Genomic DNA, 16,608 nt, shown 5'->3' with positions numbered 1-16,608 from the left:
ATGTTAATTGAGTTAGCAGAATAGGTAAGTTCTTGAGTAAGGTAAAGTGATATTCACAAAAGCTAATCACGCAAACAAATCTCACTTATTTTAAGTATAATTTTTAGGTATTTTTAATATAAAGCAGTAGGTTATAAGTAAAAGGTAATACGGTTCTGGATGAACCTCTTTCCTGATATAGGGATTTTTTAAAAATACTATAACTATCATACTGTTAGCCTAAAAACCCACCCTTAGGTTCATCCATTTCAATTAAATCAATTAGTTAGCTTAAATTTTTACTTCCAAAATGGCTGTTTTTTGCTAATATCAACACAGTTTCTTGATTGGCGCTGGAGGTTCATCCAATTAGCCGCTACAGGCCGTGTCAGTCAAGGGCTACAGAAGGTAGGGTTGCAGCAACATTTGCCGTAGAGGCAGTAGAAACTTATCACTCGTCAAGCGATGTTGACCGATACTCCGTTGCAGCAACATTTGCCGTAGAGGCAGTAGAAACTACTTTGAATTAATCCGAACTTATAAACAAATGGGTCAGTTGCAGCAACATTTGCCGTAGAGGCAGTAGAAACGCTAATCTTGTTTATAGATACTTTGATTTCATTAAGTTGCAGCAACATTTGCCGTAGAGGCAGTAGAAACTTCGTCAGGAGTACATTGAGTACCCACAACTTGGGTTGCAGCAACATTTGTCGTAGAGGCAGTAGAAACCTTCATTTGGCTATTTTTAGGTAGTTTTTCTCCTGAGTTGCAGCAACATTTGCCGTAGAGGCAGTAGAAACTCAAAATTATTTAAATTTCCATCTGAATTAAGGAAACGTTGCAGCAACATTTGCCGTAGAGGCAGTGTGAGGTTAGGTGCATTGTTTATCGCTACCTAGAAATGATGATTGGTGTTTAAGACATTACACAGCGTTAAAAAGCCCTCGTGAGCACCCTAGATTAACAATAAAGCAAGACCTACAGGATAAACCTATGAAGCTTGTTATTTGTAGGTCTTGATTTATCTGGAAAAAGATTTCCGCCGCTTAAGGTGCGGCATTACAACCTAAAAGATCGCGGGGTGAACCCGCTCCTACCAGATATGAGCTTAGCAAAAAATGAAGACAACAGGATAAACCTATGAAGCATGTTATTTGTAGGTCTTGATTTATCCAAGCAAAAAGATTTCCGCCGCTTAGGGTGCGGCATTACAACCTAAAAGATCGCGGGGTGAACCCGCTCCTACCAGATATGGGTCAGTGTCATTACAACGCTATGCTTTTGGTGCGACGAGTGGTAAATCAAACTGCACCATTAAGCCACCTTTTTTGCGATTAAAGAGTTTAAGTTGTCCACCGTGGGCAATGGCGACTTCATTACAAATACTCAATCCTACCCCTGTGCCACTTGGTTTAGTGGAAAAGAATGGCAGTACTGCGTTTGCTAGCTTTTCTTCTTCCATTCCTACACCTCTGTCAACAACCACGACTATCAGGCGTTGATAATCAACCAGCAGTTTAACGCCTATTTCTTCTATTTTAGATCCTGACTCATGGGCGTTTTTAACCAAATTAATCATCACCTGCTCTACCTGTACCGAATCAAAAAAGGCGTGCTCCACAGGAAGTGGTGCCAGCAAAGTAAAGTCATAAAGCTTACTAACGGTATCAAGTAAGCTCTGCAACGGTTGTTCTGTAATATGTGGCGCAGGTAATCTTGCAAACTCGCTATATTTAGCCACAAACTCACTGAGGTTTTCCGTGCGGCGATTAATGGTTGCCAGCATATCAGGCAGCAACTGGACTAGGGTATGATTTTGTTCTTTAACACTGCGCTCAACAATCGTGTTTGCGGAGTTAGTCAACGAAGAAATGGGCGCTAATGAATTATTGAGTTCATGACTGATAAGACGGATCGCATTTTTCCAAAGTCCTACCTCTTGGCGGCTCATTTCGCTAGATAGATTTTGACACATAAGCAATACATGCGGCTGGTGGTTGAGTGTGATACTCTGCCTTGAAAAGTAATAGCTCTGCTTTTCATCATTGGCTTGAAAGGTCACAAACCCGGATTCTTTTTGTAGCAAAATTGTTTGCAGCTTAGGATCTGCATTCGCGATGGCATGATGAAGTACAAGGCCACTTAAAGATTTTTTGTTATTGAGTAATTTCCCAGCTTTGTCGTTGGCATATACAACCTGATCAAACTGATTGAGTAATATAATCGACACCGGCGACACCTGCAAAATGGTATCGAGTAGTAACTCCCTTTGGCTAGTAGCGTGGCGCTGCTTTTTTAGTGTTGTCGATAAACGATTATATTCCAAAATTAGATCAGACATTTCTATGCTTTCAAAATGTGTAATTTGAACTGAGAAGTCTTGATCTTTAAAACTGCGGATCCCGTCCGTTAAGCAATCTATGATCCGTTGTTGGCGAGAGAAAAAGTAACTGATACCGACAACGCCTACTACCGTTGCAACAAGCAACCCCACCGGAATTGACAGAGTAATTGGTATTGCAAATGAAGCTGCCAGCCATAGAATAGCCGCAAACACCAATAGTGATACAAATAAGCATGCAGACACCGCTGCTTGAAGAGACACCGTCATTTTAAACCAAACTTCTCCATTCTCCGGTATAGTGCTTGCCGACTTAACCCTAGCTTTCTTGCGGCTTTACTGACTACGCCATCAGCGCTGTCTAATGCGGCTTCGATATCTGCTTGTGTATATTCAAGCGGCTCTTCATGTTGTGGTGTTTGAATTGCTAAATGCTCACACTCAATTTCTTGCCCGGGACTCAGCAACACAGCACGGCCTATGGTGTTTTCAAGCTCCCTGACATTTCCAGGCCAAGTATGATGCTTTAACTGCTTCATTGCTGCGTTACTCAAACTCTTATTGCTAGGTAAAAAGTGATCCACTAACACGGCAATATCTTCTTTTCGCTCAGATAGTGGCGGCAATTTAAGCTCAATCATATTGATCCGATAATACAAGTCTTCTCTAAAAGTACCTGCGCGAATGGCCTCTGGTAAATTACTGTTGGTAGCACTGATCACCCTAACGCTCACCTTTTTGGTCACGTTACTGCCAACGCGCTCAAACTCGCCGCTTTGTAAAACCCTTAGCAATTTTTGTTGCCCTGTCAAAGACAAGTTGCCGATTTCATCCAAAAACAAAGTGCCACCATCGGCGGCTTCAAAACGTCCAGCCCTCGATTTTTGTGCACCTGTATAAGCACCACTTTCAACCCCAAATAACTCGGCCTCAATGAGGTCCGCCGGAATAGCCCCCGCATTCACTTTAATAAAGGGTTTATGTTTATAGCTGCTATTGGCTTGCACGATTTCTGCAATTTTCTCTTTACCAGCGCCGTTTGGTCCTGTGATCAGAATTGGCGCGTCGGAGTGCGCAACCTGCGTCGCCATTTCAAGCAAGCTCAACATGGCAGGATCGGCAACCACCACACCACACAGTTCGTATTGCGCTTTTAGCTTTTGTAACCTGGCGTTGCGCTGATTCGCGGCGCTACTTACTTGCTCTTGTAATTCTCGCATTTCGAGCAAGTTTTTCACTGAGGTGACGAGTTTATGGTCTTTCCAAGGTTTAGCTAAATAGTCTGCCGCACCATCTTTAATAAGCTCTACCGCCATTTCAAGATTCGTCCAAGCGGTCAGTAAGATGATGGGTAAGTCGGGCTCTAAATCTCGAATAGCTTTATACAGGGCTTTACCTTCTGCCCCGCGGGTGGTGTCTCGGGTAAAGTTCATATCTTGAATAACTAAGTCGAACTGTTTGCTACGAACCTTCTCTAGGCCCAGCTGCGGAGAGGTAACACCTTCACACGGAATATCATTGAGTAACAAAAGGACTTTAATGGCTTGAATTACATCCGGATTATCGTCAATTACCAATACACTCATGAACGCTTTTGATCCTAATTTGTAGATTTAGCCCCTTTCGGGGCTTTGTTGTTTTTATTATTAACTCGATTTAGTTACTTGTGCCGGCGACACTTTCGCAGCTTCTTTGGCAGGCAGGTACACCGCCAATGTACTCACAAGCCAAGTAAAAATAGCGACCCCAACCAATAATGGGATCTCTACCACACTTTGCACGCGAACATTATTCATCAAAAAATAGTAAAGCAAAATCGAGAGACCAAAGCCTAGCACTAAACCGATAAAGACTAAAATTGTATTTTCTTTAATTAAAGACCACATCACTTTGCCTTTAGATGCTCCTAACGCACGAAGTACACCATGATCTTTCTTTCTTAGGCTAACAGAAAAGCTGACAAGTGCGACAATACCAAGCGCGGTGACCACGCATGCTATGATGCTTATACCTGCCATGGTGAGTGCAAAGGTGCTACGGCCATCCCACAAACGTTTTTTTGCCCTAGCAACAAACTCTACTCGCTCAACCATTCGTCCGCTGGTGTGATACAGTGCCGTTTCAACTTCTTCTAGCACTCGCTCAGACACACCTTTTTCAACCCTGACTAAATAATTTGCCCGTTGACGGTTACCCCATATGACCTCAGGTACAACCCCTGAATTGTAGTGTTGTTGATTGTACGTTGCGCCTTCCCCAAGCATTTTACCTTTATAAACACCAATCACTTGATGTGGAATGCGTTGTCTTGAAATATACACCGTCTGCCCAAGGGCAGAGTCACCACCAAATAAAGACGTGGCAAGGTCGTCACTTATCATAATAACGCCTGCATTTTTTGTTGCCTCATCACCTTTTATAAATTCGCTGGCATAAAATCTCCGCCCCTCAACAAGTTCAAGCCCAAGTACATCTACCCCTTTTTCATCCAAGCCAAAGTAGCCAAACACGCTGTAATCCGTTTCTGGTTGGGTATCTTTAAAAATAGTCCATCCAGGGCCTAAGCTGTTTAATACCAGCTCTCTACCAGCATAAGATGCGGCAACGACCCCAGGCACATTTTCAATCGCTTGAATATCCTTTTCTATAAGTGACTGCACGTCTACCGAGGTATCAAACACACGCGTCGTTACATTGAGAATTTGTTGCTCTTCCAACTTTGAAGGAATTAGCCAGTTTTGCAGCGTTGCATAGCTGATAAACGCGGTATTGCTGACAATCATCACGGTGATCGCGATTTGTAGAATAATTAACAGCGCAATACTTTTTTGTTTTAAGATCAGTTTTAAAATATGTTTAATCGCCATACTTACCCCCTTAACTCTGCAGCTGGTGATACACGGCTACTACGGTATACCGGATATAATCCAGATATCCCAACCGCCAAGAAAATACCTATGGTGGTCAAAAGTGCCAGCTCACCATCAAACTGATAGATTTGACGAACCTGCTCGGCAAATGCCATATAATCCGTCTGATACATACGCAAATGGAACATCAACTCGAGTCCTGCAAATGCGAGTACAAAACCAAGCAACACAGATGCAACTGTGAGCATGAGAATTTCTAGAAAATGAATTTTCATGATCACCCCACGATTTGCACCGAGGGCTCGGTAAAGGGAAATAAGCTTACGATTGGCTTGGAATTTGGCCAGTAGGATCCCCACAGTGTTCACTAGACAAATGGCAAATAGTAAATATGAAAACGTTAGGTAAATGGCTTCCCATGCCATAAAACGCTGGATCAAAATATAGAGCTCACCCATGCTATAAAAATCGGTGAGATTGTTGTGTTGAAAACGGCCAACCACTTGCTGATTTGCAGTATAGTTATTCAACCAAGTTTTTAGCTCTGCAAGATGTGCCACCCCCATATCATTTTGGTACTGGAACCAAACCGTCAAATAACCACATTCAGCACTTTTCAGCATGTCGATACTGCCGCTGCGTGGGTTGGTTGCGGTGTATAAATCGTCGGTTCTACACGATACTTGCCCTGTTCTTGGAAAGTTTTGCGCATAGGCATAATTTAGCGGGATAAATGCATCGTGATTGTAATTATTACTAAAGCTCAAATCTTGGAAACGACGTTTATAATTGCTTAAATCAACCACGCCCACGACTTGTATTTGTTCGCCTTGAACTTGAATAAACTGCCCGACAGAATTCGCCCCACCAAAAAGATGGTCATTAGCGTTTTTACTGATCACAGCGACCGCTTCACCACTTTGCTGGCTTTGTTCACTCCAAGAAGCTCCGTGGATAAACGGCGCATCTAGTACACTAAACATTTCTCTATCTGTACCAGAAGCTTCTACACTAATAGGTCTAACTGAGTTATCCGCCAGCCCCACAATAAACTCTGTGGTGTAGTTAAATGATAGATGCTCGTATGGTAAATCCGCTTGCTTAAGCGCCTCTGCATCTTGATATGTCCAGCGTGGAAATTGGTTAAAATCGACAACGTCTTGGTCGCCATCAAAAAAATTCAGGCCTGCGGTGTACAAGTGATCTCCCTTATAACCAATCACCTCACTGCTGCTTTGTTTTACAATGGCTGACATCGTCAACATTAACGTGATCCCAACTGCAAGGTTGATCACCATCAGTGCGCTTAGCTTGGGTTTTTGCTTTAATCCCTGCCAAGCTAATAGTATTAGCTCTTTCATTGCTTACTCCTACACTGCCAGTTCAGTTAGCTGAGATTTGGTGATGTCGGTTAGCTCACCATCAAGAATTTGGATGTTACGACCCGCTCGTCGTGCCAGCTCATTGTCATGGGTTACCATAATCAATGTTGTACCCGCCTGATTCACTTCTTGTAATAAATCCATCACTTGCCTTGCCATTAAGCTGTCTAAGTTACCCGTTGGCTCATCCGCTAAAAGGAATCGCGGTTTCCCCGCCAAAGCTCTGGCAATAGCCACACGCTGCTGTTGCCCGCCACTTAGCTGTGCGGGATGATGTTTCATTCGGCTTGCAAGCCCAACGAGTTCAAGCGCTTCTTCAATGCGCTTTTTACGCTCACTGGCCTTAATCCCACGAAAAATGAGCGGCACTTCAACGTTGTCATATAAAGATAAGTCGCTGATAAGGTTAAAGCCTTGGAAGATAAAGCCAATTTTTTCGTTTCTTAGCTGAGACAACTTTTTATCGTTAAGATTGGCAACGTTTTCACCATCTAGAAAATAGTCACCGCGCTCAAAACGCTCTAACAAACCGGCAATGTTCAAAAAGGTCGTTTTACCCGACCCTGACGGGCCTGTGACCGCAATAAACTCCCCTTCTTCAATGGTTAAATTAACATTGCTGAGCGCATGAGTCTCAATCAGATCTGTGCGATAAATTTTGCTTACTTCATTCATTTTTAACATTGTCTATTCCTTCTCATTCTTATTCGGTACGCGAGATGGGCTACTTCCCGAGTAACACTCGCGCTTTGTTATTGAACGGATCTAAACTTGAAATCACGATTTCTTGTCCTTCACTCAGGCCCTCGATAATTTCAACTTCAGAAATACTTTTTACACCGAGCTGAATGGGTGTTTGATCGACCTGCTCACCGACAACCGTATAGGTAAAACGCCCTGCGCCAGTTTCAACAAATGCACCACGCCTTACTTTGAGCACGTCTTGCTTTTGCGACAGGATAATTCTTGTAGATACCTTTTGGTTTTGGCGAAGACCACTTGGTTGTTCATCAAAGCGTACTCGCGCACTGACACGGCCAGCTTCGATTTCAGGGGAAATAGCGACCAGCTTTGCATGGTATTGGTATTGATTGATAATTACTTCAGCGGCCATGCCGACACCTAGATTGTCGGCATAAATTTCTGGTATTTGCGCTTCAACCTCAAGCTCTGAAAGGTCAACCAAGGATATTAGCGCCGCATCTCGCTGTACAAACTGCTTTTGCTGGACATGCACCGTACCAACAATACCCGACAACGGCGATATAATGTTAAGTGCCGCTACCTGACGCTGCACTTCTTCTAAAATATGCTGTTGTCTGGTTAGGCTCAGCTCGCTACTTTTTAGCTCAAACGCAAGTCGCTCTTGCTCAAGCTTTAGCGAATCGATGGCGTGACGCTCTTGTAGCTGCGCGCGCTTAAGTTCAACCATTGACTGTTCAAGCTCTAATTTTGAGATAATTTGCTTTTCGATGCTTTGTTTTGAGCGTGCCATTTCCCGCTCTGCCGCTTCTAAGTCTACTTTCGCCATTTCCATGCGTTGTTTAGTATCAAGTAGCTGCTGTTTAATCGAGATCCGTTGGCGCTCAACTTCCGTTTGTAAACGTTCAAATGTCGCCTCTTCTTGCAGTAAACGGTTGGTAAGCTCTGGACTGTCTATGCTAAGCAACGCTTGCCCTGCTTTGATGGCATCACCTGGTTTAACGTTTAGCGTCACTGTGCCCGATGCGATGGCATATAAGTCGGGATTATTCGCAGCCAGCGTACGCCCTTCAACACGAATATCTTCGCTGATATCACCTCTCACTACCGTGGCGAGACGTACTTGCTCCCGCGATACCGTCTGCTCTGCAGATAAAATTGTGTTAATGCTTGGCCAAGCACTGGTCAATCCACCTAAGGTGATGCCAACGGCCAACAACGCAAGCACAGGCTTTTTTATGGTTCGTTTCTTTGCGATTTGTTTATCTTGCGCACTTGTATCTTTAATCATGCTACCTCCTTGCGGACAAGAGGGTGTCCGCGATTATTATGAGTAACTAATAACAAGTAGCGTGCCATAATTTATCTTACTGTTTTATATACCATTTATGTAATTTAACGGCTTTATTGAGAGGATTTGGACGGACACCGGACAGTTTGCGGACAAGGGAGCTTTATATCAATTTGCTTAATTAAGTGATCTATTCTGCAGCGAGAAAATTTTGTCGATAACACCGCTACTGCATCCTGCTACCGCCAAGGTGCCTACATCCATATCTGCAAGGCAAAGATTTTGCTATTGAGTTGTTCTAAATAAGAAATTTTTAACGCAGGTAGCGTCAGATTTACACCTTCAAATTGAGCTAGTATTAAGACAAATTGGTATTAAAAAATATGTTTAAGCTTGATGGTTAGGGCCTGTCCAGCCGTGCGAGTCACTTTGACATTTTAGTGATGTGAACACATGCAAACATCTTGATACTTGATCAAACGTTTCCTCTTCTATTGGGAATTTAATCTATCTGCAGCCAATATAAACTTGTTATAGCCGGTTTTACCGGCTATAAATTTTTGCCATCATCAGCCATTTCCCAGTACTTTGGCAGGATCCGTTTTGGTGGCTTGCCAAGCGGGATATAAGCTTGCGACGACAGCCATAACAAAAGTCGTGACTAAACTGATATAAATGTCTGTCCAAATAATTTTGCTCGGTAAGTACTCAATAAAGTAGACGCCTTCAAGCGGATTGGTATCACTCATATTGATCCAGGCTTTAAAAATATCGGGGATATTAATAGCAATAAAAATGCCGATCCCTGTGCCTAGCAGTGCACCTATCCCTGCATACGTCACACCTTGTAGCGCAAAAGTCGAAAAAATCGTACTGTCCTGTGCACCCATGGTTTTCAAAATGGCAATATCCGCCCGCTTTTCTTTTACTTCCATCACCATAGAAGAGACGATATTAAAGCTCGCTACAGCGATGATCAGAAATACCACGAGATAGACGATAGTGCGTACCATCTGAATATCTTGATACAGTCCGCCTTGCGTTCGAAACCAAGACGATACGTACACTAAATCGGGTAATGCCCTGCCCGCTGATGTCGCAATTTGCTGTGCCTGAAACACATCACTCACCTTGGCACGCAAGTCCGTTACTTGGTCTTCTCTAAAATCCATCGCTTCTTGCAGTGCGTTAAGTGGCACTAAGGATAATGTTTGGTCAAGTGGCCCGCCCATATCGATAAGCCCCACCACCGTCGCCGTTAATCGCTTTGGCGCAGCGAGTGGATTATCCGAATGTTTGTTAGCAACCAAGAGCTGGATATTATCGCCAGCCACGACGCCAAGCTTGTCAGCTATCCCTTTGCCGATGATCACTTCACCCGGTTTTAGTGCCTTTAGTTCTGCGCCTTTTATAAAATCACCTATGCTCGACACCGTATGATGCCTATTCGGTGCGATCCCTTTTAACTGCGCCGCTTTTAAGGTGCCTTTGTATTGCAGCATGGCTGTTAAGTTAATTTCAGCCGTCGCGCTTACGACGCCACGTTGACTCTCCAAGATCTCTACTTTTTGCTGCCACGCTTGAATAGGGTCGTAAGGTGCTTGATAACTAACTTGCGGTACCACCGACAACAGCCGCTGCTCTAATTGTTCTTCAAAACCATTAATCACAGAAAGTGCGACTATCAATACTGCCATACCCAGCATTACACCAAGCGTAGAAGCACGGGTTAAAAAACCAATAAAGCCAAGCTGACGTTTAGACTCTCTAAAACGTTTGCTTAAAAAATAACTAAGCATGCTGATACACACCTACTTTGCCATCGTCCAGTTGCACTGCACGACCAAGCTTATCTGCCAACTCTAGGTCGTGTGTTACAACAACAAAGCTGGTTTTTAGTTGCTGATTGAGTTCAGCTAGGAGGTCATAGATCCTTAGCGCATTATGCTTATCAAGATTGCCGGTTGGTTCATCAGCTAGCACCAAATCAGGTTCTGTTACTAACGCTCTCGCTATCGCAACACGCTGTCTCTCCCCCCCAGAAAGCTCTGAAGGCTTATGATCAGCACGATGACTCAAGCCTACTTTATCAAGCATGAGTAATGCTTTTTCGCGGGCTTGTTTTGCTTTATTACCGGCAATTAGTAATGGCATCGCCACGTTTTCAACCGCGCTAAACTCCATCAACAAATGATGAAACTGATAGATAAAACCCAAATGCTTATTTCTAAATTCCGCCTGCTTTTTACGTGACAGCTTGCCAACTTCCACACCTTTGATTTTTACACTGCCGGTGGATGCTTTATCCAAGGTACCGAGAATATGCAGTAAAGTACTTTTACCTGAACCCGAGCTACCTACAATGGCAAGCATCTCACCTTGGGTTACAGATAAATCAACGCCTTTTAGTACCGTTACTTCGGCTTTACCATCTTGGTAGCTTTTGACCAAATCTTGGCAGTCAATGACTAAATCACTCATATCTTAATACCTCTGCTGGCAGCACACTCGACGCGCGTTTAGCTGGATACAAGGTTGCTAAAAAGCTTAGCAATATGCTGCCCACTGCCATAATCGTTAAATCTGTTAGTTCTATTTTGACCGGAAGTTCAGCGCCACCAAGCAACTGAAGGCCTGCGAGGTGGAGTACCTCATTAATATTGTTCGAAAGCAATAATCCACCAGCAACACCAATGAGTGTGCCAAAAATGCCGTTATACATCCCTTGCGCCATAAATACTTTAGCTATCATTTGTGGTGTAAAGCCAAGCGTTTGCAAAATAGCCACTTCCCCTTGCTTTTCACTCACCATCATAGATAGCGCTGAAATGATATTAAATACAGCCACTATCACAATAAGGCCAAGTAATAGCGACATAATGCGCTTTTCCATTGCAACCGCCGCAAACAATGTGCCTTGCTGAGTTTGCCAATCCTGTACCTCGAGCCCTTGTAACAAGCTATCCGCTTGCTGATAAAAATCAGGCAGACTAAAGGCATCATATAAATGAATGTTAAGGTCGTATTGCTCTGGCTTCTTGCGCATTAACCGCTGTAAACTCTTCCCGTCGGCAAATGCCAAATAAGTGTCAGCTTCGCTTTGGCCATCATATATGGCAGCTACGGTGAATAAGCGCTGCGTCGGTGTGCGGCCAAGCGGTGTGTATGTGGTGAATTCAGGCATGATCACGCGAAGTTGTTGACCAACGCTTACACCAAGTTTATTGGCTAAATAGCGACTCAGCGCCACTTGGTATTTTTGCTCATACAATCGAGTTAAGCTACCTGCGCGTACGGCGTCATCTAACGCTGTTTCATACCCTTGAAATAGTCCTTGAAGTTGCACACCCACCAAATCTTGATTGGTTTGTAGAATTACGTCACTTGCAACATATGGCGAAACTTGCTTAACCAAAGGATGATTTTCAATGGCTTGTAATTTATTTTGATCAAGTTGCTCATTTTCCTTAATTTGCACATGCGGGATCAAATCAAGCATGGCGGCTTTTAAGGTTTGCTCAAAGCCATTCATCACTGAGCTGACGGTGATCAAACTCATCAAGCCAAGGGCGATACCCGCAATTGAGAAAAATGAGATAAACGATATAAATGCATTGCCTTTCGCAGCACGGCTATATCTTAACCCAACAAAGAGGCTAACTGGTTGAAACATAATCTATCTCGTAAAAAACTGCTGCACGGATACTAACATACTCAAAACCAGATTGATGGCAGGATTGCTATAAAAAGTGTGACAAACTATAAATTTGTTGACGTTTAGCTGTGCATTGCTTATCCCGTCAAAACGTTACTACTCGCCATACTTAGCGATTACCTTTTGCGGATCTGATATGGCACGTTTCTGCGTTTGACTACTGTTGATTTCACCACCGATGTGTGGGTATCACCCAGCGTGGAGACTTTATCCAGAATTTCGTCTAGCTTAGGCATACTCTCAAAACACAACCTCACATAAAAACAATCCTCTCCCGTCACTTTGTCACATTCAATCACTTCAGGAATGTTTTGGATCATCGCTTCAAGTTGTTTTAGTTTACCAGGATGCTGACGAATACGCACAATCGCTGTCAGCGGGTAATCAAAGCTTGCTGGGTCTAATTCAATACTGTATTTACTAATTACCCCATACTCTTCCATACGTTTCATGCGCTCATTCACACTCGGTGAAGACATATTCACAGCACGAGCCATTTCAGCAACAGACACTCGGCTGTTGTTTTCTAACAGCGCTATAAGCTTGCTATCTATCGCATCAAGCGACCATTTTTCATTATTAATTAATTTTCGCATTTTTGCCTTTCATTTTTAGGAAAATAGAAAAATTAGCCTTTTATTGTCTATTAGCAATACGGCAAACCCTAAGTAATATGCAAGTATAGAATTGAATATGACAAGGTGTGAACAATGTTTGGCTCAGATAAAGAAAAAGGTTCGATAGAGATGGTAATAGCTATGGTGCTATCTGGCACCATAGGATACTTTGTCGTCAGTGCACAACAATCCTATTGGAACGTGGTATTTTTACGTTGTGTTATTGGCGCGTTGTGCCTTCTTGGATACGTGCTCGTAACAAAGCAACTGACAAAAGAGGTGTTTAAAGGTCCCGTTTTTATAACCATCTTGCTCGGCGGTATCGCGCTGGTCGGAAACTGGGTGCTGTTATTCGCCTCATTTGACTATATTCCTTTTTCAATTTCAATCATCGCATACCATCTACAACCTCTGATGTTGGTATTACTAAGCGCGGTGCTTTATCGTCAGTATCCAAGTAAAGCAATCCTTTTATGGTTGACCATCGCCGTGGTGGGGTTATGGTTGGTTGTGGGGATCCCGTATCAAGAAATAGTCGCAGTTATTTTTGCACAAGAGAGCAATCAAGCCGTTTTTGGTCTGCTACTGGCGCTTGGAGCTGCATTTCTGTATACCATTACAACGCTGATGACAAAAAAGGTAAGCCAAGTGCCATCCGGTGTGGTTGCTGTGATCCAAATCTTTTTGGGCGGTTTATTTTTATTGCCTTGGGTTGACTTTGCACATTTCCCAGAGACTTCATCGAGCTGGGGCAATATCCTATTCTTAGGCATCGTCAACACAGGGTTTATGTATGTGATCATGTATGATGCGTTTCAACGCTTAAGCACCACATTAATCGCTATTCTTTCTTTTATTTATCCGGTCGTGGCGCTGTTTGTAGATTTTATTGCATTCGAGCACACGATTTCGATGCTACAAACGCTTGGGATTGTTTTAATCTTAACGGCCGTCAGCGCTGTAAAGTTCGATTGGAAGTTAGGCAAGTTATTTAACCTGAGGTTTGGATAAGGAGTGTTCCAACTCATTGTTGCTAAAGCACAACTTAGTTTTTCCTTGTCTAGCCAGAGAGTTTTAGGGAAAACACCGCTTCCGCGTCCTGCTCTCGCTAAGGTACCTACATCCTGTAGGCAAGGCGAATTTACGCACCAATAGCTGGCTATTGGAAGTGAATTCAACGCAGTTAGCGCTAAAACTGGCTGCTAGAAAGGCATTAATTATCCGCAGCTCAGGTTATTTAGCACACCAAAGCAAAAAATCAGTTAATTTAGCTAATTTGAACTTAAAGGAAACACCAGTAATAAAAGCAGAGTAAAGTGCAAGTACTTTGCTCTGCTGCTGTTGACTAGCTTACTGCTCTAGGTAACAAATAACCGCTGCTTGCTTAGGGTTGCTTTGTGTATCTTCAATCAGATAGCTCGCTTTTTTACTGTTTTGGCATAAACACATGTCGTAATGACTGATCATGTAAGCATTACCTACAGCATCTTCATCCGTTTTTTGGATGCTACAGGTAGGCTCTCTCCAAATTGGATCCCAGCCGCTTTGGCCAATGGCAACAATTTTAATGTTTTGTTGAGTAACGAGTGCTTTCGCCTCTTCTACTTCTTGAGCAGATACAGACAATGCGGTGAATGCAACGAGTGCGGTGATTAGCTTTTTCATTTTTCATCCTTAATTTAAGTCAGCGCTATAGATAAAAACAGCAAAATACTGTAACAGTAATCAAAATATTGAATAAAAGCTCTATAGCGCTCGCTATTTTATTCATTAAATATGACAACTCAAGAATAAATTCATTAAATTTATAAAAAACAATTTAAACCTTAAAACTTCATCATAAAAAATCTTGCCCACATACGTATGCCCACACCTTTTAGGCCTCCTACATTTAGAATAAATAGAAATATAAAACATAGTTAAAATAACAAAAATGAATAACGAAGTTTAATTCCATTTATCTTAATAGCGCAATTTACACAACAAGCTCGCACACTTTAAAAAATAACAATTTCATTAACGTAAACACCATCATTTTTTTAATTCCGAATAACACAAGACATAACTCAAGAAACAAAAACCCGCCCATGATTATTAAGATAAATTACTTTTCACACATTCAGAATATTAGTACATAGAGCATTTACACCAAAATTAATTCAATAAAACTCAAATATCAAAATTAGACAAACAGCATTAAAAATAACAAACTTTATTACTTCATAAAAAACAACAATAAAATTATCTAGGTTAATTTAGTCAAAATAAAATCATTAGCATCTAAAGAATTTCAATGTTTGAATACGCAACTTGTGAACGAAGTGTAATTAAAATGTGTACAAGCGAGCTTTTAATTGCCTATTTATCATACTTCTGCATTAAGGTTTTTTGAGATGAATGACTTTTCTTCAAGCACTTGCTTTGAACTTGTCTCTGAAGCACTAGAGGATATCGAAGCTCTTCATGACGAGCTTCAAGGTATTGATGAGGATAAACATACCAGCCACCGCGTTGTTGACATCGCAAGGCAGTTAGTCGCATTTAAGTCGATCACACCAGATGACGTTGGTTGTCAACTGTGGTTAGCACAAGAGTTACGAGCTTTGGGCTTTTCAATCAAACACTTACCCGTTCGTGATGTAAGTAACTTAGTCGCAAGCATAGGTAACAACAGCGATGCTAGATTTGCTTTTCTTGGTCATACCGATGTAGTACCGGCCGGAAGTGCACAAGATTGGCAGTTTAACCCTTTTAAGCTGACAGAACACAATGGCTGCCTCTTCGCTAGAGGTATTGTTGATATGAAAGGCGCTATTGCCGCATTTTTCTGTGCAATTGAGGCTCTAGTGACAGAATTTGGAATACCGGAAAAAGAGCTTTGGTTGCTACTCACTAGCGACGAGGAAGGCGAAGCGGAACACGGAACCAAGCGGATCACTCAGTTTTTAAAACAGCAGCGTATCACATTTGATTTTACCTTGGTCGGAGAGCCAAGCTCAGAAGCGCAAGTAGCAGATACACTGAAAGTCGGCCGCCGTGGTGCTTTGTCTTTTACCATCAATTTACATGGTAAAAGTGGACATGTGGCTTACCCTCAAAAAGCGACCAATGCCATCCATCTAGCGCAAAATATTATGCAAGCATTATTGTCAATGGATTGGCCTAAGCACTGTGATAACTTTGACTCGACCACACTACAATTCACTCATGTAAATTCTGGCGATTTTGTTGACAACATCATTCCAAGCCAATGTCAGCTAAATTTTAATATCCGTTATACACCCGCATACAACGAATATGAATTGGTCCAGCTGGTCAGAGAAACCATCGAAAAACATACACTCAATTATGCATTAACGACCAATAACTCCTGTAAACCCTATTACTGCGTAAATAATGATGAGATCCCTTCTCCATCCCTCGCTATCGTCTGCGATGAAATCAACAACCAATGTCATTTCACACCAAAACTATCGACCGCAGGGGGAACATCGGATGGCCGCTTTATTGCTGAAATATCAACCTCAGTATTAGAACTTGGATTGGTGAACAAAACCATTCATCAAATAGATGAACACACAACAACATCCGACTTAATCCAGCTTCAACAACTTTACTACGGCATCTATAAACGCCTGCTCTACCCTACGCTTCATGTTCACTCAACCACTCAAGATGAACTGCTGCAACTTCGCTAATTAACAGAAAATA

13 protein-coding genes and 1 CRISPR repeat array are annotated in these 16,608 nt (G+C 42.4%); of the genes, 2 read left to right on the top strand and 11 right to left on the bottom strand.

Annotation, left to right across the window (positions count from 1 at the left end):
* Positions 1-392: 392 nt before the first annotated feature.
* Positions 393-851: a CRISPR direct-repeat array (repeat unit 35 nt; unit sequence GTTGCAGCAACATTTGCCGTAGAGGCAGTAGAAAC).
* A 401-nt stretch (positions 852-1,252) separates the two neighbouring features.
* The 10 genes from L3V43_RS04265 to L3V43_RS04220 form a co-directional block, all read right to left on the bottom strand.
* Positions 1,253-2,590: an ATP-binding protein gene (locus L3V43_RS04265; RefSeq protein ID WP_237115998.1), complete on the bottom strand. Its 1,338-nt coding sequence runs from the start codon at positions 2,588-2,590 to the stop codon at positions 1,253-1,255.
* Complete coding sequence (locus L3V43_RS04260; RefSeq protein WP_237115997.1) at positions 2,587-3,906, bottom strand: sigma-54 dependent transcriptional regulator; 1,320 nt, start codon at positions 3,904-3,906, stop codon at positions 2,587-2,589. Before L3V43_RS04260 ends, L3V43_RS04265 begins: the two co-directional genes overlap by 4 nt.
* Before the next feature lie 60 nt (positions 3,907-3,966).
* Positions 3,967-5,187 (bottom strand): FtsX-like permease family protein, encoded by a 1,221-nt coding sequence (locus L3V43_RS04255; RefSeq protein WP_174168802.1) that lies wholly within the window; start codon positions 5,185-5,187, stop codon positions 3,967-3,969.
* A 2-nt stretch (positions 5,188-5,189) separates the two neighbouring features.
* Positions 5,190-6,551, bottom strand: a complete 1,362-nt coding sequence (locus L3V43_RS04250; protein WP_237115996.1) for an ABC transporter permease — start codon at positions 6,549-6,551, stop codon at positions 5,190-5,192.
* A gap of 9 nt (positions 6,552-6,560) precedes the next feature.
* Positions 6,561-7,256 carry an ABC transporter ATP-binding protein gene (locus L3V43_RS04245; protein ID WP_010604884.1) on the bottom strand — a complete coding sequence of 232 codons (696 nt, stop codon included), beginning with the start codon at positions 7,254-7,256 and terminating at the stop codon, positions 6,561-6,563.
* Positions 7,257-7,296: 40 nt separating this feature from the next.
* The gene (locus L3V43_RS04240) at positions 7,297-8,565 is read right to left on the bottom strand and encodes an efflux RND transporter periplasmic adaptor subunit (protein ID WP_235368136.1); all 1,269 of its coding nucleotides are present in this window, start codon (positions 8,563-8,565) and stop codon (positions 7,297-7,299) included.
* Between the two features lie 569 nt (positions 8,566-9,134).
* Positions 9,135-10,364, bottom strand: coding sequence for a lipoprotein-releasing ABC transporter permease subunit (locus L3V43_RS04235; RefSeq protein ID WP_010604886.1), 1,230 nt, complete (start codon positions 10,362-10,364; stop codon positions 9,135-9,137).
* A complete protein-coding gene (lolD, locus tag L3V43_RS04230; protein ID WP_045990679.1) occupies positions 10,357-11,046 on the bottom strand; it encodes a lipoprotein-releasing ABC transporter ATP-binding protein LolD in 690 nt (229 codons plus the stop codon). The genes L3V43_RS04235 and lolD overlap by 8 nt, the downstream gene beginning before the upstream one ends.
* Complete coding sequence (locus tag L3V43_RS04225) at positions 11,039-12,238, bottom strand: lipoprotein-releasing ABC transporter permease subunit (RefSeq protein WP_102056888.1); 1,200 nt, start codon at positions 12,236-12,238, stop codon at positions 11,039-11,041. The genes lolD and L3V43_RS04225 overlap by 8 nt, the downstream gene beginning before the upstream one ends.
* 158 nt (positions 12,239-12,396) lie before the next feature.
* Positions 12,397-12,876, bottom strand: coding sequence for an Lrp/AsnC family transcriptional regulator (locus L3V43_RS04220; protein WP_102056889.1), 480 nt, complete (start codon positions 12,874-12,876; stop codon positions 12,397-12,399).
* 114 nt (positions 12,877-12,990) lie between these two features.
* On the opposite strand from L3V43_RS04220, the gene L3V43_RS04215 reads away from it, so the two are divergent.
* Entirely contained in the window at positions 12,991-13,908 is a 918-nt protein-coding gene (locus L3V43_RS04215; RefSeq protein ID WP_237115995.1) for a DMT family transporter, read from the top strand.
* Positions 13,909-14,247: 339 nt separating this feature from the next.
* On the opposite strand, the gene L3V43_RS04210 is transcribed toward L3V43_RS04215, so the two are convergent.
* Complete coding sequence (locus L3V43_RS04210) at positions 14,248-14,562, bottom strand: hypothetical protein (protein WP_010604891.1); 315 nt, start codon at positions 14,560-14,562, stop codon at positions 14,248-14,250.
* Between the two features lie 728 nt (positions 14,563-15,290).
* Here L3V43_RS04210 and dapE point away from each other — a divergent pair.
* Positions 15,291-16,595: a succinyl-diaminopimelate desuccinylase gene (gene dapE / locus L3V43_RS04205; protein ID WP_102056891.1), complete on the top strand. Its 1,305-nt coding sequence runs from the start codon at positions 15,291-15,293 to the stop codon at positions 16,593-16,595.
* The last annotated feature ends 13 nt before the right edge of the window (positions 16,596-16,608 follow it).

Source organism: Pseudoalteromonas sp. L23 (assembly GCF_021728455.1).
Classification (GTDB): domain Bacteria; phylum Pseudomonadota; class Gammaproteobacteria; order Enterobacterales; family Alteromonadaceae; genus Pseudoalteromonas.
Note: the sequence above shows the minus strand (reverse complement) of the source record. Positions and strands in the feature narration are given on the sequence as shown.

What these genes read in the sequence shown, in the direction of transcription:
- L3V43_RS04265 (WP_237115998.1), bottom strand. Translation starts at nt 2,590, where the DNA reads ATGACGGTGTCTCTTCAAGCAGCGGTGTCTGCATGCTTATTTGTATCA.
- L3V43_RS04260 (WP_237115997.1), bottom strand. Translation starts at nt 3,906, where the DNA reads ATGAGTGTATTGGTAATTGACGATAATCCGGATGTAATTCAAGCCATT.
- L3V43_RS04255 (WP_174168802.1), bottom strand. Translation starts at nt 5,187, where the DNA reads ATGGCGATTAAACATATTTTAAAACTGATCTTAAAACAAAAAAGTATT.
- L3V43_RS04250 (WP_237115996.1), bottom strand. Translation starts at nt 6,551, where the DNA reads ATGAAAGAGCTAATACTATTAGCTTGGCAGGGATTAAAGCAAAAACCC.
- L3V43_RS04245 (WP_010604884.1), bottom strand. Translation starts at nt 7,256, where the DNA reads ATGTTAAAAATGAATGAAGTAAGCAAAATTTATCGCACAGATCTGATT.
- L3V43_RS04240 (WP_235368136.1), bottom strand. Translation starts at nt 8,565, where the DNA reads ATGATTAAAGATACAAGTGCGCAAGATAAACAAATCGCAAAGAAACGA.
- L3V43_RS04235 (WP_010604886.1), bottom strand. Translation starts at nt 10,364, where the DNA reads ATGCTTAGTTATTTTTTAAGCAAACGTTTTAGAGAGTCTAAACGTCAG.
- lolD (WP_045990679.1), bottom strand. Translation starts at nt 11,046, where the DNA reads ATGAGTGATTTAGTCATTGACTGCCAAGATTTGGTCAAAAGCTACCAA.
- L3V43_RS04225 (WP_102056888.1), bottom strand. Translation starts at nt 12,238, where the DNA reads ATGTTTCAACCAGTTAGCCTCTTTGTTGGGTTAAGATATAGCCGTGCT.
- L3V43_RS04220 (WP_102056889.1), bottom strand. Translation starts at nt 12,876, where the DNA reads ATGCGAAAATTAATTAATAATGAAAAATGGTCGCTTGATGCGATAGAT.
- L3V43_RS04215 (WP_237115995.1), top strand. Translation starts at nt 12,991, where the DNA reads ATGTTTGGCTCAGATAAAGAAAAAGGTTCGATAGAGATGGTAATAGCT.
- L3V43_RS04210 (WP_010604891.1), bottom strand. Translation starts at nt 14,562, where the DNA reads ATGAAAAAGCTAATCACCGCACTCGTTGCATTCACCGCATTGTCTGTA.
- dapE (WP_102056891.1), top strand. Translation starts at nt 15,291, where the DNA reads ATGAATGACTTTTCTTCAAGCACTTGCTTTGAACTTGTCTCTGAAGCA.